Source organism: Massilia sp. Root418, from assembly GCF_001425265.1.
GTDB lineage: Bacteria > Pseudomonadota > Gammaproteobacteria > Burkholderiales > Burkholderiaceae_D > Rugamonas.
The window spans coordinates 1,094,685-1,112,434 of the sequence record NZ_LMEC01000011.1; the positions used below are offsets into that span (position 1 = coordinate 1,094,685).

The 17,750-nt window shown below is 64.7% G+C and carries 16 protein-coding genes; 14 read left to right on the forward strand and 2 right to left on the reverse strand.

Going from position 1 to position 17,750, the window contains the following annotated elements; all coding sequences use genetic code 11:
• Position 1: 1 nt before the first annotated feature.
• Entirely contained in the window at positions 2-2,167 is a 2,166-nt protein-coding gene (gene pbpC / locus ASC94_RS12360) for a penicillin-binding protein 1C (RefSeq protein WP_373888107.1), read from the forward strand.
• 16 nt (positions 2,168-2,183) lie between these two features.
• Here the strand turns inward: pbpC and ASC94_RS12365 are convergent, their stop codons facing one another.
• Positions 2,184-3,155, reverse strand: coding sequence for an Rpn family recombination-promoting nuclease/putative transposase (locus ASC94_RS12365; RefSeq protein ID WP_056394868.1), 972 nt, complete (start codon positions 3,153-3,155; stop codon positions 2,184-2,186).
• 109 nt (positions 3,156-3,264) lie between these two features.
• A complete protein-coding gene (locus ASC94_RS12370; RefSeq protein ID WP_056394869.1) occupies positions 3,265-3,948 on the reverse strand; it encodes a Bax inhibitor-1/YccA family protein in 684 nt (227 codons plus the stop codon).
• A 218-nt stretch (positions 3,949-4,166) separates the two neighbouring features.
• Between ASC94_RS12370 and ndk the strand changes: the two genes are divergently transcribed.
• From ndk to hflC, 13 genes are all read left to right on the forward strand, one after another.
• A complete protein-coding gene (gene ndk, locus ASC94_RS12375; RefSeq protein ID WP_056394871.1) occupies positions 4,167-4,592 on the forward strand; it encodes a nucleoside-diphosphate kinase in 426 nt (141 codons plus the stop codon).
• A 114-nt stretch (positions 4,593-4,706) separates the two neighbouring features.
• Positions 4,707-5,879 carry a 23S rRNA (adenine(2503)-C(2))-methyltransferase RlmN gene (rlmN, locus tag ASC94_RS12380; protein WP_056394873.1) on the forward strand — a complete coding sequence of 391 codons (1,173 nt, stop codon included), beginning with the start codon at positions 4,707-4,709 and terminating at the stop codon, positions 5,877-5,879.
• Entirely contained in the window at positions 5,879-6,703 is an 825-nt protein-coding gene (gene pilW / locus ASC94_RS12385; RefSeq protein ID WP_056394875.1) for a type IV pilus biogenesis/stability protein PilW, read from the forward strand. The genes rlmN and pilW overlap by 1 nt, the downstream gene beginning before the upstream one ends.
• 13 nt (positions 6,704-6,716) lie before the next feature.
• On the forward strand, positions 6,717-7,766 hold the full coding sequence (locus ASC94_RS12390; protein WP_056394878.1) for a helix-turn-helix domain-containing protein: 1,050 nt from the start codon (positions 6,717-6,719) through the stop codon (positions 7,764-7,766).
• A gap of 35 nt (positions 7,767-7,801) precedes the next feature.
• Positions 7,802-9,061 carry a flavodoxin-dependent (E)-4-hydroxy-3-methylbut-2-enyl-diphosphate synthase gene (ispG, locus tag ASC94_RS12395; RefSeq protein WP_056395072.1) on the forward strand — a complete coding sequence of 420 codons (1,260 nt, stop codon included), beginning with the start codon at positions 7,802-7,804 and terminating at the stop codon, positions 9,059-9,061.
• Positions 9,054-10,412: a histidine--tRNA ligase gene (gene hisS / locus ASC94_RS12400; protein WP_056394880.1), complete on the forward strand. Its 1,359-nt coding sequence runs from the start codon at positions 9,054-9,056 to the stop codon at positions 10,410-10,412. Before ispG ends, hisS begins: the two co-directional genes overlap by 8 nt.
• 37 nt (positions 10,413-10,449) lie before the next feature.
• Positions 10,450-11,106 (forward strand): tetratricopeptide repeat protein, encoded by a 657-nt coding sequence (locus ASC94_RS12405; protein ID WP_056394882.1) that lies wholly within the window; start codon positions 10,450-10,452, stop codon positions 11,104-11,106.
• 123 nt (positions 11,107-11,229) lie between these two features.
• The gene (gene bamB, locus ASC94_RS12410) at positions 11,230-12,387 is read left to right on the forward strand and encodes an outer membrane protein assembly factor BamB (RefSeq protein WP_056394883.1); all 1,158 of its coding nucleotides are present in this window, start codon (positions 11,230-11,232) and stop codon (positions 12,385-12,387) included.
• Between the two features lie 4 nt (positions 12,388-12,391).
• Positions 12,392-13,735, forward strand: coding sequence for a ribosome biogenesis GTPase Der (gene der / locus ASC94_RS12415; RefSeq protein WP_056394884.1), 1,344 nt, complete (start codon positions 12,392-12,394; stop codon positions 13,733-13,735).
• Between the two features lie 184 nt (positions 13,736-13,919).
• Entirely contained in the window at positions 13,920-14,156 is a 237-nt protein-coding gene (gene hfq / locus ASC94_RS12420) for an RNA chaperone Hfq (protein ID WP_008450615.1), read from the forward strand.
• A gap of 44 nt (positions 14,157-14,200) precedes the next feature.
• Positions 14,201-15,382, forward strand: a complete 1,182-nt coding sequence (hflX, locus tag ASC94_RS12425) for a GTPase HflX (RefSeq protein WP_056394886.1) — start codon at positions 14,201-14,203, stop codon at positions 15,380-15,382.
• A gap of 1 nt (position 15,383) precedes the next feature.
• A complete protein-coding gene (hflK, locus tag ASC94_RS12430) occupies positions 15,384-16,679 on the forward strand; it encodes an FtsH protease activity modulator HflK (RefSeq protein WP_056394888.1) in 1,296 nt (431 codons plus the stop codon).
• The gene (hflC, locus tag ASC94_RS12435; protein WP_056394890.1) at positions 16,679-17,560 is read left to right on the forward strand and encodes a protease modulator HflC; all 882 of its coding nucleotides are present in this window, start codon (positions 16,679-16,681) and stop codon (positions 17,558-17,560) included. Before hflK ends, hflC begins: the two co-directional genes overlap by 1 nt.
• Positions 17,561-17,750 lie beyond the last annotated feature (190 nt).

Sequence of the window (17,750 nt, forward strand, 5' to 3'; positions counted from 1 at the left end):
CATGGCGCGGCCGGGGACCATCCACGTGCCGGCGCCGCTGCGGCGGGGCCCGCCGGTCCTGGGGGCGGCCGTCCTGGCCTGGGCCTGGGCATGCATGGGCACCCCGGCCATCGCAGCGCCTACGCTGGCCGAGGTGCAGGCATCCTACCGGGCCTCCGACGCCACGCTGCTGGACCGGAACGGCGTCGCGATCCAGTCGCTGCGCGTGGATCTGGCCGCGCGGCGCCTGCCGTGGGTGAAGCTGGACGATATGTCGCCCGCACTGGGCGCGGCCGTCATACAGGCCGAGGACCAGCACTTCATGCAGCACGACGGTGTCGACCTGGGCGCGCTTGGCAAGGCGGCGTGGGACAACCTGTTCCGCCGCAGGCCGCGCGGCGCCTCCACCATCACCATGCAGCTCGCGGCGCAGCTCGACCCGGCCTTGCAGCCCGCCGCCGCAGGCCGCAGCTGGGCGCAGAAGTGGGACCAGGTCAAGGCTGCCAGGGAGCTGGACCAGGCTTGGACCAAGCCGCAGATCATGGAAGCCTACCTGAACCTGGTGAGCTTTCGCGGCGAGTTGCAAGGCATAGGCGCCGCAGCGCGCGGCCTGTTCGGCAAGGCGCCGTCCGGGTTGAACGTGGCGGAATCGGCCGTGCTGGCCAGCCTGCTGCGCGCGCCGTCGGCTGCGCCCAAGCTGGTGGCGCGCCGCGCCTGCGCCCTGGCGAAGCAACTGCAGGCGCGCGCTTCCTGCGCCGGCGTGGAAGCCACCGCTGCCCGTGCCTTCGCGCGCTCGGCCGCCATGGCCGTGCTGGCGCCCGCGCCGCAGGCGGCCAGGCAGTTGCTCACGGCGCCGTCGCAGCAGGTCCGCAGCACGCTGGACGCGGGCCTGCAGCGCTACGCGCAGGCGGCCCTGCGGCAGCAGATCATGTCGCTGCGCGAGCGCAATGTGAAGGATGGTGCCCTGGTGGTGCTGGACAACGCCAGCGGCGAGGTGCTGGCTTATGTCGGCAACGCCGGCGGCAGCGAAGTCGACGGCGTGGCCGCGCTGCGCCAGGCCGGCTCCACGCTCAAGCCCTTCCTGTACGAGCTGGCGCTGGAGCGCAGGCAGCTCACCGCCGCCTCGCTGCTGGACGACACGGCGGTCGACATCTCCACCGCGTCCGGCTTGTACATCCCGCAGAACTACGACAAGGAATTCAAGGGCTACGTCAGCGCCCGCACCAGCCTGGCCAGCTCGCTCAACGTGCCCGCCGTGCGCGCGCTGATGCTGGTGGGCCTGGACCGTTTCCATGGCCGCCTGCGCGAGCTTGGCATGGACAGCCTGACGGAGCCGGCCGACTACTACGGCTATTCGCTGGCGCTGGGTTCAGCCGACGTGAGCCTGCTGGAGCTGGCCAACGCGTACCGCACGCTGGCCAGCGGCGGCCTGCAGGGCACGGCCAGCCTGTTGCCGCGTGCGGCGGAAAGGCGGCGCCGCGTGCTCGATCCGCGCGCCGCCTTCATCATCGGCGACATCCTGTCGGACCGTGCCGCGCGCAGCGTCACTTTCGGCCTGAAGAATGAACTGGCCACCACCTTCTGGGCGGCGGTCAAGACCGGCACCAGCAAGGACATGCGCGACAACTGGTGCCTGGGCTACAGCGAGCGCTACACGGTGGGCGTGTGGGTGGGCAATTTCGACGGCAGTTCCATGTGGGACGTGTCCGGCGTCACCGGCGCCGCACCGGTCTGGCGCGACGTGATGGACTATCTGCACCAGCACGTCCCCAGCCGCGCGCCGGCCGCGCCGGCCGGCGTGCTGCGGCGCGACGTGACCTGGCAGCCGGCCTTTGAACCGCCGCGCGCAGAATGGTTCATCTCCGGCACGGAAAGCGCCGAAGTGGCCCTGCTGCAGGACGCCCGCCGCGCGCCGCGCATCCTGTACCCGGCGGACGCCAGCATCATTGCCATCGACCCCGACATCCCGGACGCCCGCCAGCGGGTCTTCTTCCTGGCCCAGGCCGGGCAGGGCCTGCAGTGGCAATTGGACGGCACGCCGCTCGGGCCCGCCACCGGCAATTATGCCTGGCGCCCCGAGCCCGGCCGGCACGAACTGGCCCTGCTGGACGCCGCCGGGAACGCCGTCGCCATCACCCGTTTCCAGGTGCGCGGCACTGCGAGCGCGGCGCAGAGCGATCAGCTGTAAGGCGGGCGAAGCGCCGCTAGCTGGTCCGGAATACGTCTGCGGGTGAGGCGCCGTCCACCAGTCTGTCACACCAGTCCTGAAGTTGATCGGGAGCCGCGATACTGATCCGGGTGGCAATGTCTTGCGGGATGCAACCCAGCCCGCGCTCAACCAGGCGGTGTGCCATACGCTGCAGCCCTTGCTGCAGCCCTTGCTGTAGCCCCCGCTTTATGCCTTCCTGGATTGCTTCGTATTCGTACAATTCTTCAAAGGTTGCGAATTTTCGGTTATGCATGGCACGCACCTCCTTGACCGTTCCTGTAATGTTAATCGCGTCCAGTTCCCGCTGCAAATGAGCTCGCAGCCAGTGCTCTACTGTCTCCGCCATGACAGGATTGTCCTGCTTTTCCAGCCAGCGGGAAATATAGTCCAGCAAGGGCGACATTTCCCTTACGCTCGCCATGCGTGCCACCCTGAACAGCGCTGCCACAACGTTGGGCGGAGGTCCGTGTGCCTTGGCGGCATAGGCGCTCAGGTTGATCAAGCGGTACCGAAGCGTGGGCTGGTGGCCCCGTAGTCCACGCAGCACGCGCGGCGCCAGATCGGCCAATTCGCTCGACACGTTCCAGGGCTCGTCGCCGCTGTATATCACCAATGGCAATACGGCTGGCAGATTGCTGGCCGGCGCCAGCGTCCCTTCTTTCAGTAACTCCTGGTGCAGTAGGCCCGCGTAGACTTGCATCCGCAAGGCCATCCAACGGTCCGGCTGGCTCTGGAACTCAAGCAGTACGTAGAGATCGTCGGCTGGCGCCCCGGTCCGCACCCGCCACACCATGTCGTCATGACGCTGATGTCCGGTATCGCTGGTGTAGCTGGCGTTGCGCCGCGTGCAGTTTTGCGTGCTCAGGCGCTTGGCCCAAGGAAAAGGGAGGAAACCGGCCAACAATTCGCGCACCAGTTCAGCAAAGGCGAATAGCCGCTTGTAGCTGGTGTCATGGTCGGTGTGCATGCCCCATTTTAGCCAGCTGACTTCTGGTTGCGGCCGCTGTCCGGCGCCGGTTTGCGCGGGCGCAAAAAAAGCCGGCGCGAGGCCGGCTTTTCAGGGGAGGGGAGAACGCTTAGTCGCGGTCGCCGCCGGCGATGCCGAGCAGGCTCAGCAGGCTGGTGAAGATGTTGTACACGTCCAGGTACAGGGCCAGGGTGGCGCTCACGTAGTTGGTTTCGCCGCCGTTGATGATCTGCTGCACGTCATACAGGATGTATGCGGAGAAGATCGCGATCACCATCACCGACAGCGCGATGTGCAGCGCCGGCATCTGGAAGTAGATGTTGGCCAAGCCAGCCACCAGCACCACGATCACGCCCGCGAACAGCCACTTGCCCATGGCGGAAAAGTCGCGCTTGGACACGGTGGCAATGCTGGCCAGCGTGGCGAACACGGTGGCCGTGCCGCCGAAGGCCAGCATGATCAGCGAGCCGCCGTTGGAGAAGCCCAGGGTGCGCGTGAGCAGCGGCGTCAGCATCAGGCCCATGAAGAAGGTGAAGCCCAGCAACAGGCCCACGCCCAGGCCGCTGTGCTTGTTTTTCTCAATGCCCCAGATAAAGCCGTAAGCCACCGCCATGAAGACGAAGAAGCCGATAAAGCCGCGCGGCACCGGCACGTGCATCATCACGCCGAAGAAGGCGCCCAGCACGGTCGGTATCATGGACAGGGCCAGCAGCCAGTATGTGTTGCGCAGCACGTTATGACGTACCGCAACGCTACTGCCGCCAAGGTCGTAGGTTTTTTGCATGTTGATCATATGAAGCCTCCAAAGGATAGGTGCGGAGCACCGCTTGCTAAAAGGATAGCATGCTCTGCGTGAAAGGGCCAAAAACAGGCTTAAACGCTGCTTAAACCGGGCTTAAAATCAGCCCCTGCCACCGAATCTCGGTCCGGCATGGGGTTCTATGGTAAAATCAAGGGTTGATTGAATCATCAATTTCGTTTTAAACCTTTCTTTTTATTGGAGTTTTTTACATGGCAATCGAACGCACCCTGTCGATCATCAAACCAGACGCAGTCGCTAAAAACGTTATCGGCCAGATCTACAGCCGTTTTGAAGGCGCTGGCCTGAAGATCGTCGCTGCGCGTATGGCTCAACTGTCGCGCGCTGAAGCCGAAGGCTTCTACGCCGTGCACGCTGCCCGTCCATTCTTCAAGGATCTGGTTGACTTCATGATCTCCGGTCCAGTCATGGTTCAGGTTCTGGAAGGCGAAAACGCCATCGCCAAGCACCGCGACCTGATGGGCGCTACCGATCCTAAGAAAGCTGAACCAGGCACCATCCGCGCCGACTTCGCTGACTCCATCGACGCCAATGCCGTTCACGGCTCTGACGCCGCTGAAACCGCTGCTGTGGAAATCGCTTACTACTTCCCAGCACTGAACGTTTACTCCCGTTAATCTTCGCCTCGGCGAAGCACGGTAGTACGTTGATTTGAGCTGTACCTGTTGCCCCGGCCTCGTCCGGGGCGCAGCCTTTTTTGAAATGATTTGAGTACCGAAGTGAGCACAACAATGGAAACCACCCTCACCAATCTTCTGGATTTCGATCCGGAACAGCTGATCGCCTACTGTGCGGAGTTGGGTGAGAAGCCGTTTCGTGCCAAGCAGCTGCAGCGCTGGATCCACCAGTTCGGCGCGTCGGACTTCGATTCGATGACCGACCTGGCCAAGTCGCTGCGCGACAAGCTGAAAACCCGCGCCCATATCTCGGCGCCGGCCATCATCAGCGACCATACTTCCACCGACGGCACCCGCAAATGGCTGGTCGACGTCGGCAACGGCAACGCCGTGGAAACCGTGTTCATCCCGGAAGAAAACCGCGGCACGCTGTGCATTTCCACCCAGGCCGGCTGCGCCGTGAACTGCCGCTTCTGCTCCACCGGCAAGCAAGGCTTTTCGCGCAACCTGACGGTGGGCGAGATCATCGGCCAGCTGTGGATGGCCGAGTTCGAACTGCGCCGCACCAAGGGCATCGAACCCGGACCGAAGGGCGAGCGCCAGATCACCAACGTGGTGATGATGGGCATGGGCGAGCCCCTGCTGAACTTCGAGCCGACCGCCACCGCCCTGAAACTGATGCTGGACGATAACGCCTACGGCCTGTCACGCCGCCGCGTCACCCTGTCCACCTCGGGCGTGGTGCCCATGATGGACAAGCTGTCCCAGGTGGTGCCGGTGGCGCTGGCCGTGTCGCTGCACGCCTCGAACGATCCGCTGCGCGACGGCCTGGTACCGCTGAACAAGAAATACCCGCTGTCCGAGCTGATGGCCGCGTGCAAGCGCTACCTGGAATTCGCGCCGCGCGACTTCATCACCTTTGAGTACTGCATGCTGGACGGCTTCAACGACAGCGACGAGAACGCGCGCGAGCTGGTGGCCCTGGTCAAGCACCGCGAGTTCGGCGTCAACTGCAAGTTCAACCTGATCCCGTTCAACCCATTCCCGGAGTCTGGCCTGTTCCGCTCCAAGAACGAGCGCATCAAGCAGTTCGCGCAGATCCTGATGGATGCCGGCATCGTGACCACCATCCGCAAGACGCGCGGCGACGACATCGACGCCGCCTGCGGCCAGCTGGCCGGCGAAGTGCAAGACCGCACCAAGGTGCAGGAGCGCATGGGTAAAATGGCCGAATACCAGAAGAAATTCGGCGCCGATTTCGGCAAGATCGTGGAAATTCGTTCCTGATGACCGTGCTAGCCCACCGCTGCCTGTTGCGCCTTGCCGCCTTCGGCCTGGCCGGGCTGCTGTGCGGCTGCGCGTCCACCTCGGCGCCTGCGCCGGGCCAGAGCGGCAAGGCCGAGCTGGCCACGGCGTCGGACCAGACGGCGGCGCAAAAGCGCGCCGAAATCCGCATGCAGCTGGCCATCGGCTACTACCAGCAGGGCCAGTACGCGGTGGCGCTGGACGAAATCAAGAAGGCGCTGGCGGCCGACCCCGAGCTGGCCGACGCCTACGGCATGCGCGCCCTGACCTATATGGCCATGGACGAGCGCGAGCTGGCCGAGGACAATTTCGTGCGCGCCCTGAAGCTGGCGCCGCACAACCCGGAAGTGAACAACAACTACGGCTCCTTCCTGTGCCGCCATGGCCGCGTTGCCGAATCGTTCAAGTATTTCGACGCCGCGCTGGCGGTGCGCAGCTACCAGTCGCCGGCCGATGCGTACAACAACGCGGGCAGTTGCGCGCTGAAGCTGAAAGATTACGACACGGCAGAGAAGTATCTGCTGCCGGCATTGAAGATTGCGCCGGATGTACCGGCCACCAGCGCCAACCTGGCGCGCATCTACTACGAGCGGCGCGACTATGTGCGCGCCGGTTTTTTCATTACCCGGCTGGGCAAGCTGGCCAAGATGGACAGCCTGTCGGCTGACGTGCTGTGGCTTGCAATCAGGGTGCAGCATCGGCTCGGCGACACGGGTGCGGAATCGGCCTGGGTGACGCAATTGCGCCGCCACCATTCCGGCTCGCCGGAGTATGCTGCCTATCAACGTGGGGCGTTTGATGAGTGAGACAGGTATACCTATGAATTCAGAGCGGGCGGATCAGCCTGAGAAGCACAACCAGCAGGGCACGCCCGGTGCGCAGCTGAAAGCCCAGCGCGAGGCGATGGGCCTGACGGTGGACCAGATTGCAGACCAGCTGAAGCTGGCCCCGCGCCAGGTGGCGGCGCTGGAAGCGGGCGACTACGCCGCGCTGCCCAACATGGCGGTGACGCGCGGTTTCGTGCGTGCCTACGCCAAAGTGGTCAAGCTGGACGCCGCGCCGCTGGTGGCCATGATAGAAGTGAACCCGGCCGCAGGCCATGAGGCCACGCAGCCGGTGCGCCGCGAGAAAATCTCGGCCACCTTCTCGGAGTCGCGCTTCCCCTCGCTGACCGAGCGTTCGTCCAAGCCGGCCGGCTGGCTGGTGGGCGCCGCCGTGGTGGCGGTGGTGGTGGCCGTGGCTGGTGCCTACCAGGCCGGCCTGCTGCCGAATGTATTGAAAGCGGTGAAGGACGGCACGCCGGCCGCCAGCGCGCCGGTTGCCGAAGCGCCTGCGGCCAGCACGACCGCGCTGGAAACCGTGACCAGGCCGGGCGCCGATACCGCGCCCCTGATTTCGCCGAACGTGCCGCTGGTGTCGGTGCCGCCGGCCGATGCCGCTGGCGGCGCCAGCGCCGGTGTCAACCAGGTAGTGCCTGGCGCCGCGCCTACCGCTGCCGCTCCAGCCCAGGCGCCCGGTACGGCCCCTGCGGCCGCCCCCGGGGCCGCGACGACGCCTGCAGTCGCACCTGCTGCGGCACCTGCAGCCACACCTGCCGCCACCGCAGCAGCAGCAGCGCCGGCGGCTGCCGGCGCGGCCACGCTGGTGCTGAAATTCACGGACGACTCGTGGGTGGAAATCCGCCGTCCCGGCAAGCCCTCGCTGATCGCGCGCCTGGTCAAGGGCGGCAGCACCGAGCAGTTCGAGATCAACGACGCGGCGCTGCTGATCGTGGGCAAGCCCGGCCACGTGCAGGCGACCCTGCGCGGCCAGCCGCTGGCCTTGCCGGAAGTGCCGGGCGGCACCATCGCCCGCGTGAACATCAAGTAAATAACTGTCAATATCCGAACAAGATGGACGTCCCGATGTCGAACACCGCAATCCCTTCCGGCCCGCAAGCGCGCCGGGGCAGCCGCAGCGTGCTGGTGGCCCATGGCGACCGCAAGATCTGGGTCGGCGGCGACGCGCCCGTGGTGGTGCAGTCGATGACCAATACCGACACGGCCGACGCCGTGGCGACCGCGATCCAGATCAAGGACCTGGCGCGCGCCGGCTCCGAACTGGTGCGCCTGACCGTGGACCGCCCCGAGGCGGCCGCCGCCGTGCCCTACATCCGCGACCAGCTGGACAAGATGGGCATCGACGTGCCGCTGGTGGGCGACTTCCATTACAACGGCCACACCCTGCTGACCGACTACCCGGACTGCGCCCAGGCGCTGTCCAAGTACCGCATCAATCCCGGCAACGTGGGCAAGGGCGCCAAGCGCGACACGCAGTTCGCGCAAATGATCGAAGTGGCCGTCAAGTACGACAAGCCGGTGCGCATCGGCGTGAACTGGGGCAGCCTGGACCAGGCGCTGCTGGCGCGCATCATGGACGAGAACGCCGCCCGTGAAAACCCGTGGTCGGCGCAAGCGGTCATGTACGAAGCGCTGATCACCTCCGCCATCGAGAACGCGGTGCGCGCCGAAGAGCTGGGCATGGGCCGCGACAAGATCATCCTGTCCTGCAAGGTCTCCGGCGTGCAGGACCTGATCGCCGTGTACCGCGAGCTGGGCAAGCGCTGCGACTATCCGCTGCACCTCGGCCTGACCGAAGCCGGCATGGGCAGCAAGGGCATCGTGGCGTCCACCGCCGCGCTGTCGGTGCTGCTGCAGGAAGGCATCGGCGACACCATCCGCATTTCGCTGACCCCGGAACCGGGCGGCGACCGTACCAAGGAAGTGGTGGTGGGCCAGGAGATCCTGCAGACCATGGGCTTGCGCAAGTTCACCCCGATGGTGATCGCCTGCCCGGGCTGCGGCCGCACCACCTCCACCACCTTCCAGGAGCTGGCGGACGACATCCAGACCTATCTGCGCGACTCGATGCCGGAATGGAAGAAAGAATACCCGGGCGTGGAAGCGATGAACGTGGCCGTGATGGGCTGCATCGTGAACGGTCCCGGCGAATCGAAACACGCCAACATCGGCATCAGCCTGCCCGGCACCGGCGAATCGCCGGCCGCGCCGGTGTTTGTCGACGGCCAGAAATTCGCCACCCTGCGTGGCGAGAACATCGTCCAGGAATTCCAGGCCATCGTGCTGGATTACGTTAAAAAGAACTACGGCAAAGCATATGTCTGACAATAAAAAAGCTGAAAAAATCACCGCTGTTAAAGGTATGAACGACCTGCTGCCGCAGGACGCCCACTTGTGGGAACTGTTCGAGAACACCGCGCAGTCCGTGGTGCAGAGCTACGGCTTCCAGCAGATCCGCACTCCCATCGTCGAGAACACCAGCCTGTTCGCGCGCGCCATCGGCGCCGTCACCGACATCGTCGAGAAGGAAATGTATTCCTTCACCGATTCGATGAACGGCGACGCGCTGACCCTGCGCCCCGAAGGCACGGCCGGCGTGGTGCGTTCCGTGATCGAGAACAACCTGGTCTACGAAGGTCCGAAACGCCTGTGGTACAAGGGCCAGATGTTCCGCCACGAGAAGCCGCAGCGCGGCCGCTACCGCCAGTTCCACCAGTTCGGCTGTGAAGCCGTGGGCTTCACCGGCCCGGACGTGGACGCGGAAATGATCATGCTGTGCCGCCGCCTGTGGGACGACCTGGGCCTGGAAAACATCCGCCTGGAACTGAACTCCATCGGCGACGCGGCCGAGCGCGCGGCGCACCGCGTGGACCTGATCGCCTACCTGGAGTCGCACAGCGAGCAGCTGGACGCGGAAGCCCAGCGCCGCCTGCACAGCAACCCGCTGCGCATCCTGGACACCAAGAATCCCGCCATGCAGGAGCTGGTGAACAACGCGCCCAAGCTGCTGGACTACCTGGGCGAGGCCTCGCTGGCGCACTTCAACGGCGTGCAGAAGATCCTGAACCACAACAACATCCCGTTTACCATCAACACCCGTTTGGTGCGCGGCCTGGACTACTACAACCGCACCGTGTTCGAGTGGGTGACGGACGAACTGGGCACGCAGGGCACGGTGTGCGCCGGCGGCCGCTACGACCCGCTGATCGAAACCTTCGGCGGCAAGCCCACCCCGGCGGTCGGCTTCGCCATGGGCATCGAGCGCCTGGTGGAACTGATGAAGGTGGCCGGCGAACCGGCCGAGCCTAACCAGTGCGACGTGTACATGGTGCACCAGGGCGAGGAAGCGCAGATGCAATCGTTCGTGCTGGCCGAGCGCCTGCGCGACGCCGGCCTGGACGTGGTGCTGCACTGCGCCGCGCTGAGCGGCCCCGGCTCCTTCAAGAGCCAGATGAAGAAGGCCGACGGCAGCGGCGCGTCTTTCGCCGTCATCATCGGCGAATCGGAAGTGGCCAGCGCCACCGCCAACGTGAAAGCCCTGCGCGGCGAAGAGGGCGAGCACCAGCAAGCCGTGGTGCCGTTCGACAGCGTGGTGGATTACATCGTGGACCACATCACGGGCGATGGCGAGGAGCACCACCATTTCCACGTGCATGACGAAAACTGCAAACATTAATTGCGCAATTGATTAACCCCTTAACCAGAGCAATCTCATGGCATACGATCTCGAAGAACAAGAACAACTAGCTAACTTCAAGGCCTGGTGGGCCAAGTACGGCAACCTGACCTCGTGGGTACTGATCGCAGGCCTGGCGGCTTACTCCGGCTGGAACGGCTGGCAGTACTACCAGCGCACCCAGGCCGCGTCGGCCTCGGCCCTGTACGACGAGGTGCAGACCGCCATCGCCGCCAAGGACGCGGCCAAGGTGCAGCGCGCCACGGCCGACATGCAGAGCAAGTTCGCCAGCACCTCCTACGCCACCATGACCGCGCTGGCGGCCGCCAAGCAGGCCTTCGAAGCGAACGACCTGAAGACCGCCAAGGCGCAGCTGAACTGGGCCATCGAGCACGGCAACGAAGAATACAAGGCCATCGCGCGCGTGCGCCTGGCCGGCGTGCTGCTGGATGAGAAGGCCTACGACGAAGCGCTGAAAGTGCTGGCGGTGGAAATGCCGAAGCAGTTCGCCGGCTCCGTGGCCGACCGCAAGGGCGACGTGCTGGCTGCGCAGAACAAGCTGGCCGAAGCGCGCACCGCCTACCTGGCCGCGCTGAACGCCACCGACAAGAAGAATCCGGGCCGCCAGCTGATCCAGCTCAAGCTCGAAGCCATCGGCGGCACCGCGCCGGCCGAGCCTAAGGCCGCCGCGTAAAGAAGAGAATCGGGGGCGGTAGGGCGGGTTAGCGCACGGCGCGTAACCCGCCGGCGCCGCCGCAATGCATGCATGGCGGGTGACGCGCAAGCGCTAACCCGCCCTACGGGTTTAAGGACATTTATGCGTATTGCCGGAAAAGTAGTTGGAGTTAGCCTGCTGGCCCTGGCCGCAGGTTGCAGCACCCTGGACAAGATCAATCCGTTCGCGGATGAACCGAAGGACAAGCCGGCCGCGCTGGTGGAGCTGAAAAATCCCATGGCGGTGAAGACCCCGTGGAAGTACTCGCTGGGCAAGTCCGGCGCGTACAACTTCTCGCCGGCGGCAGCGGCCGGCAGCGTGTTCGTGGCCGACGCGGACGGCGGCGTGGCGCGCCTGGACGCGGCCAGCGGCGCGCAGCAGTGGCGCGTGAAAGCGGGCAGCGACCTGACCGCCGGCGTGGGCGTGAGCCCGAACGGCGAAATCGTCGTGGTCGGTGGCGTGAAGGGCAACATCATCGCCTTCGACGGCAGCGGCAAGCAGTTGTGGAAGGCGCAAGCCTCCAGCGAAGTGCTGTCCTCGCCGGTGGCGGCGGACGATGTGGTGGTGGTGCGCTCGGTGGACAACCGCATCACGGCCTTCGAAGCCAAGACCGGCGCCAAGCGCTGGTCGGTGCTGCGCACCACGCCGGCGCTGACCCTGCGCAACGCGCCCGGCATGGTCATCAACGGCAGCAATGTGTACGTCGGCCAGCCCGGCGGCAAGCTGCTGGCGCTGACCCTGGCCACCGGCGTGCCGCGCTTTGAAGTGTCGGTGGGCGAGCCGAAAGGCGCCACCGAACTGGAGCGCGTGGCCGACGTGGCCGGCACCCCGGTGGTGTTCGAGAAAGACATCTGCGCCGTGACCTACCAGGGCCGCGTGGGCTGCTTCGACCTGGCCACCGGCCAGGCGCGCTGGACCAAGGAAGTGTCTTCCGACGTCGGCGTGGCGGTGGACCAGCGCTTTGTGTTCACGGCAGACGAGAAGGGCGCCGTGGCGGCCTTCTCGCGCGAAGGCGGGCAGAGCGCCTGGAAGAACGACAAGCTGGCATTCCGCCGCCTGTCCACGCCGGCCTCCTTCGGCCGCAGCGTGGCCGTGGGCGACATGCAGGGCTACATCCATTTCCTGTCGCGCGAAGATGGCGCACTAATAGGTCGGGTCAGCACCGACGGCTCGGCGATCAAGTCGTCGCCGGTCATCGCTGGCTCGAATTTGATTTTCCAAACCCAATCAGGGACAGTGACCGCGTTCGCGGTCGAGTAATACAATGAAGCCGGTAATAGCACTCGTAGGTCGCCCGAACGTCGGGAAATCGACCTTATTCAATCGTCTGACCCGCTCGCGCGACGCGCTGGTGGCGGACTTGCCAGGCCTGACGCGGGATCGCCACTATGGCGAAGGCCGCATCGGCGAACGTCCCTTCCTGGTGGTGGACACCGGCGGTTTCGAACCGGTGGCCAAGGAAGGCATCATGTACCAGATGGCGCTGCAGACCAAGCAGGCCGTGGCCGAAGCGGACATCGTGGTGTTCCTGGTCGACGGCCGCCAGGGCCTGACGCCGCACGACAAGACCATCACGGACTTCCTGCGCAAGACCGGCCGCCCCGTGCTGCTGGTGGTGAACAAGTCCGAAGGCATGCGCTACACCGCCGTGGTGTCCGACTTCTACGAGCTGGGCATGGGCGATCCTTACGTGATCTCCGCCGCGCACGGCGACGGCGTGCACGACCTGGTGCAGGAAGCGCTGGACAAGGCGTTCGAGCAGCGTCCGGAAGATGCCGAGGAACTGGAGCCGGCCCAGCGCGGCGTGAAGATCGCCTTGGTGGGCCGCCCCAACGTGGGCAAGTCCACCCTGATCAACACCCTGCTGGGCGAAGAGCGCGTGATCGCCTTCGACATGCCGGGCACCACGCGCGATTCGATCGAGATCCCGTTCGAGCGCGACGGCAAGCAGTACACCCTGATCGACACGGCCGGCATCCGCCGCCGCGGCCGCGTGTTCGAAGCCATCGAAAAATTCTCGGTGGTCAAGACGCTGCAGTCGATCTCTGAAGCGAACGTCGTGATCCTGATGCTGGACGCCCAGCAGGACATCTCCGAGCAGGACGCCCACATTGCCGGCTTCGTGCTGGAAACCGGCCGCGCGCTGGTGGTGGCCGTCAACAAGTGGGACGGCCTGCAGTCGGACGACCGCGACGAGATCAAGATCGACCTGGACCGCAAGCTGGACTTCCTGTCCTTCGCCAAGATGCACTTCATCTCGGCGCTCAAGGCGTCCGGCATCGGCCCGCTGATGAAGTCGGTGGACCAGGCATATGCCGCCGCCATGGCCGACATGTCCACGCCGAAGCTGACCCGCGCGCTGCAGGAAGCGGTGGAGAAGCAGGAACCGAAGCGCAAGGGCTCGATCCGTCCGAAGATGCGTTATGCGCACCAGGGCGGCATGAACCCGCCTGTCATCGTCATCCACGGCAATGCCCTGGACGCGGTGTCCGACCCGTACAAGCGCTACCTGGAAAAGCATTTCCGCGATACCTTCAACCTGGTTGGCACGCCGCTGCGGATTGAATTGCGCACCGGTAAAAACCCGTTCGACAAGCGCGAAAAATAATCGGGGCTGATTCGCGGCTTATTGCTGATTCGTTGACATTTCTGCACGGTACGCCCTGCACGAATGTCAAAAACAGGTTACAGTAGCTTCAAGGCATCATTCTCCAGGCAGAGATTGATGCTTGGCACTTGAAATACAGCGAGTCGCCTCCAATTCTTACACAACAACATAAAACGGAGCTGTTATGAGCAACAAAGGGCAACTGTTACAAGACCCATTCCTGAACGCGCTGCGCAAGGAACACGTTCCTGTCTCGATCTACCTGGTCAACGGCATCAAGCTGCAGGGACATATCGAATCGTTCGACCAGTACGTGGTATTGCTGCGCAATACCGTGACCCAGATGGTGTACAAGCACGCCATTTCGACCGTGGTGCCGGCCCGTGCCGTGAACCTGAACATTGAATCCGAAGCGGAATAATCATTGAGCTTTGATTTTCGCCTCCCACCTTGCCTGGCGGTCGCATGCGCGCAGCTTTAGTCGGGGTCGACTTCGGTCAGGGCGATTTTGCCGCCAGCGTCGAGGAACTGATGCTGCTCGCGCGTTCAGCGGGAGCAGACCCGGTGACCACGATTACCGGCAAACGCTCCAGTCCGGACGCAGCATATTTCGTCGGCAGCGGCAAGGCCGACGAGATCGGCTTTGCCGTCCAGGATCTCAAGCTTGAGATCGTCATTTTCAACCATGCCCTGTCTCCCGCGCAGCAGCGCAACCTGGAAAAGCGCCTGCAGGTCCGCGTACTGGACCGCACCAGCCTGATCCTGGACATCTTCGCGCAGCGCGCGCAGAGCCACGAGGGCAAGCTGCAGGTCGAACTGGCCCAGCTGCAGCACCTGGCCACGCGCCTGATACGCGGCTGGACCCACCTGGAACGCCAGAAGGGCGGTATCGGCCTGCGCGGCCCGGGTGAAACGCAGCTGGAGACCGACCGCCGCCTGATCGGCGAGCGCGTCAAGGCCTTGCGCGCGCGCCTGGCCAAGCTGCGCAAGCAGCACGAAACCCAGCGCCGCTCGCGCGGGCGCAGCCAGACGTTTTCCGTGTCCCTGGTCGGCTACACCAATGCAGGCAAGTCCACCCTGTTCAACGCGATGACCAAGGCCGGCGTGTACGTCGCCGACCAGTTGTTCGCCACCCTGGACACCACCTCGCGCCGCGTCTACATGGGCGAGGAAGTGGGCAATGTGGTGATCTCCGACACGGTAGGTTTCGTTCGGGAACTGCCGCACCAGCTGGTGGCGGCCTTCCGCGCCACGCTGGAAGAAACCATCCACGCCGACCTGCTGCTGCACGTGGTCGATGCCGCCAGCCCGGTGCGCATGGAGCAGATCGAGCAGGTCAACCTGGTGCTGCGCGAGATCGGCGCCGACCATATTCCCCAGATCCTGGTCTGGAACAAGATCGACGCGGCCGGCCTGGAGCCGACGGTCGAGCGTGATGAATATGATAAAATTTCCCGCGTTTTCACCAGTGCGCGCACCGGCGCGGGCCTGGACCTGCTGCGCGGCGCGATCACCGAAGCGGCCAAGGCCGCACCCGGCAAGGCTTATCTGTACCAGGCGCCCGAGGAAGACTTGAGTCCGCATGACGATGATGACGGCTCCGGCTCCGAGGACCATTCCACTTTCACCCAAGTTGGATCACATTAGTATGCCTTTCTCCTCCTTAAAAAAAAGAATAGGCTTGAAGCTGAACTTGAACGATCCCCGCTGGGGCTCGGAAAACAAGGATGGCAACAAGCAGGCCCAAGAAGGCAAGAAACCCGGTGAAGGTCCGCCGGACCTGGACCAGCTGTGGCGCGACTTCAACCAGCGCCTGAACGGCCTGTTCGGGCAAAAGCGCAATAACAACGGCAGCGGCGGCGGTGGCGGCAGCAGTGGCGGCGACATGCGCGGCGCCGGCTTCACCATCGGCGCGGTCGGCGCGATCGCCGCGCTGGTGTGGCTGGCCAGCGGCGCCTTCATCGTGCAGGAAGGCCAGACCGGGGTGGTGTTCACCTTCGGCAAGGTCTCGCACGTCACGCCGGCCGGCTTGAACTGGCGCTGGCCGTATCCCTTCCAGAGCGACGTCACCGTCAACGTGTCGCAGGTGCGCACGGTGGAAGTGGGCTACCGCAACAACGTGAAGAACAAGCAGCTGCGCGAATCGCTGATGCTGACCGACGATGAAAACATCATCGACATCCAGTTCGCGGTGCAGTACACGCTGAAAAACCCGGTGTCCTGGATCACCAGCAACACCAATCCCGAAGAAACCGTGATGCAGGTGGCCGAGACGGCCATCCGCGAAATTGTCGGCCGCAGCAAGATGGACTTCGTGCTGTATGAGGGCCGCGAGAAGGTGGCTTACGAAACCCAGCAGCTGATGCAGCAGATCCTGGACCGCTACGCCTCCGGCGCGCAGATCACCAACGTGACCATGCAGGGCGTGCAACCGCCCGAGCAGGTGCAGGCCGCCTTCGACGATGCCGTCAAGGCCGGGCAGGACCGCGAGCGCCTGAAGAACGAAGGCCAGGCTTACGCCAACAAGGTCATTCCCGAGTCGCGCGGCGCCGCGTCGCGCCTGACCCAGGACGCCGAGGCTTACCGTTCGCAGGTGGTGGAGAACGCCGAGGGTAACGCGGCCCGCTTCAAGTCGGTGCAGGCCGAGTACGCGAAGGCGCCCGGCGTCACGCGCGACCGCATGTACCTGGACACCATGCAGCAGATCTTCACCAGCACCAGCAAGGTGATGATCGACTCCCGCGCCGGCAACAACCTGCTGTATTTGCCGCTCGATAAACTGATCGCCCAGGCCGCCGCCAGCGACGCGGCCGCGAAAGCGAACGCCACGCCGCCGCCGCCCACCGCCGTGATGCTGCCATCCGATGGCTTGCCGCCGGTGGAAATCAGCCGCCCGCGCGACAGCCGTTCGCGCGAGTCCTCACGTGATCGGGAGAGCCGTTAATGAATCGCATAGTAACTACCCTGATCGGCGGCTTTGTCGCGCTGATGCTGCTGTCCTCGACCGTGTTCGTGGTCGACCAGCGCAAGTACGCCATCGTCTTCGCGCTCGGTGAAGTCAAGCAGGTGATCAGCGAACCGGGCCTGCACTTCAAGCTGCCGCCGCCGTTCCAGAACGTGCTGTATCTGGAAAAGCGCATCATGACCATCGATTCGCCGGACGCCGACCGCTTCATCACGGCCGAGAAGATGAACATCCTGGTGGACGCCTTCGTCAAGTGGCGCATCGTCGAGCCGCGCCTGTACTTCGTCTCCTTCGGCGGCGACGAGAGCCGCGCGCGCGACCGCATGTCGCAGATCGTCAAGGCGGCGCTGAACGACGAGATCACCAAGCGCACCGTGCGCGAAGTGATCTCCGGCCAGCGCGGCAAGGTCATGGAAGCGATCCGCACTAAGGTCATCGTGGAAGCCAAGCAGATCGGCGTCGAGATCATCGACGTGCGCCTCAAGCGCGTGGACTACGTGGAGCAGATCAACAACTCCGTGTACGAACGCATGAAGGCCGAGCGCGTGCGCGTGGCCAACGAGTTGCGCTCCACCGGTACCGCCGACTCGGAGAAGATCCGCGCCGACGCCGACCGCCAGCGCACCGTGATCCTGGCCGAAGCCTACCGCGCCGCCGAAACCATCAAGGGCGAGGGCGACGCCAAGGCCAGTCAGATCTACGCCGACGCCTTCGGCCGCAATCCGGAGTTCTACAAGTTCTACCGCAGCCTGAGCGCCTACCGCGAATCGTTCAAGAACCGCAGCGACGTGCTGGTGGTCGACCCGAACTCGGAGTTCTTCAAGTACTTCAAGGGCGCCGGCAGCGACAGCAAGAAGTGAAGAGGCGTAGGGCGGGTTAGGCGCGCAGCGCCGTAACCCGCCATGCCGGCACCGCCGGCGGCTCCGGCGGCTCCGGCGGGTTACGCGCTCCGCGCTAACCCGCCCTACAGTATTACCGGCCGCTACGATGTTCCCGGCTGTAATTCCCCCTCCCGACCAGCTTTTATTTCCATCCGTCCGCGTTTTCGCG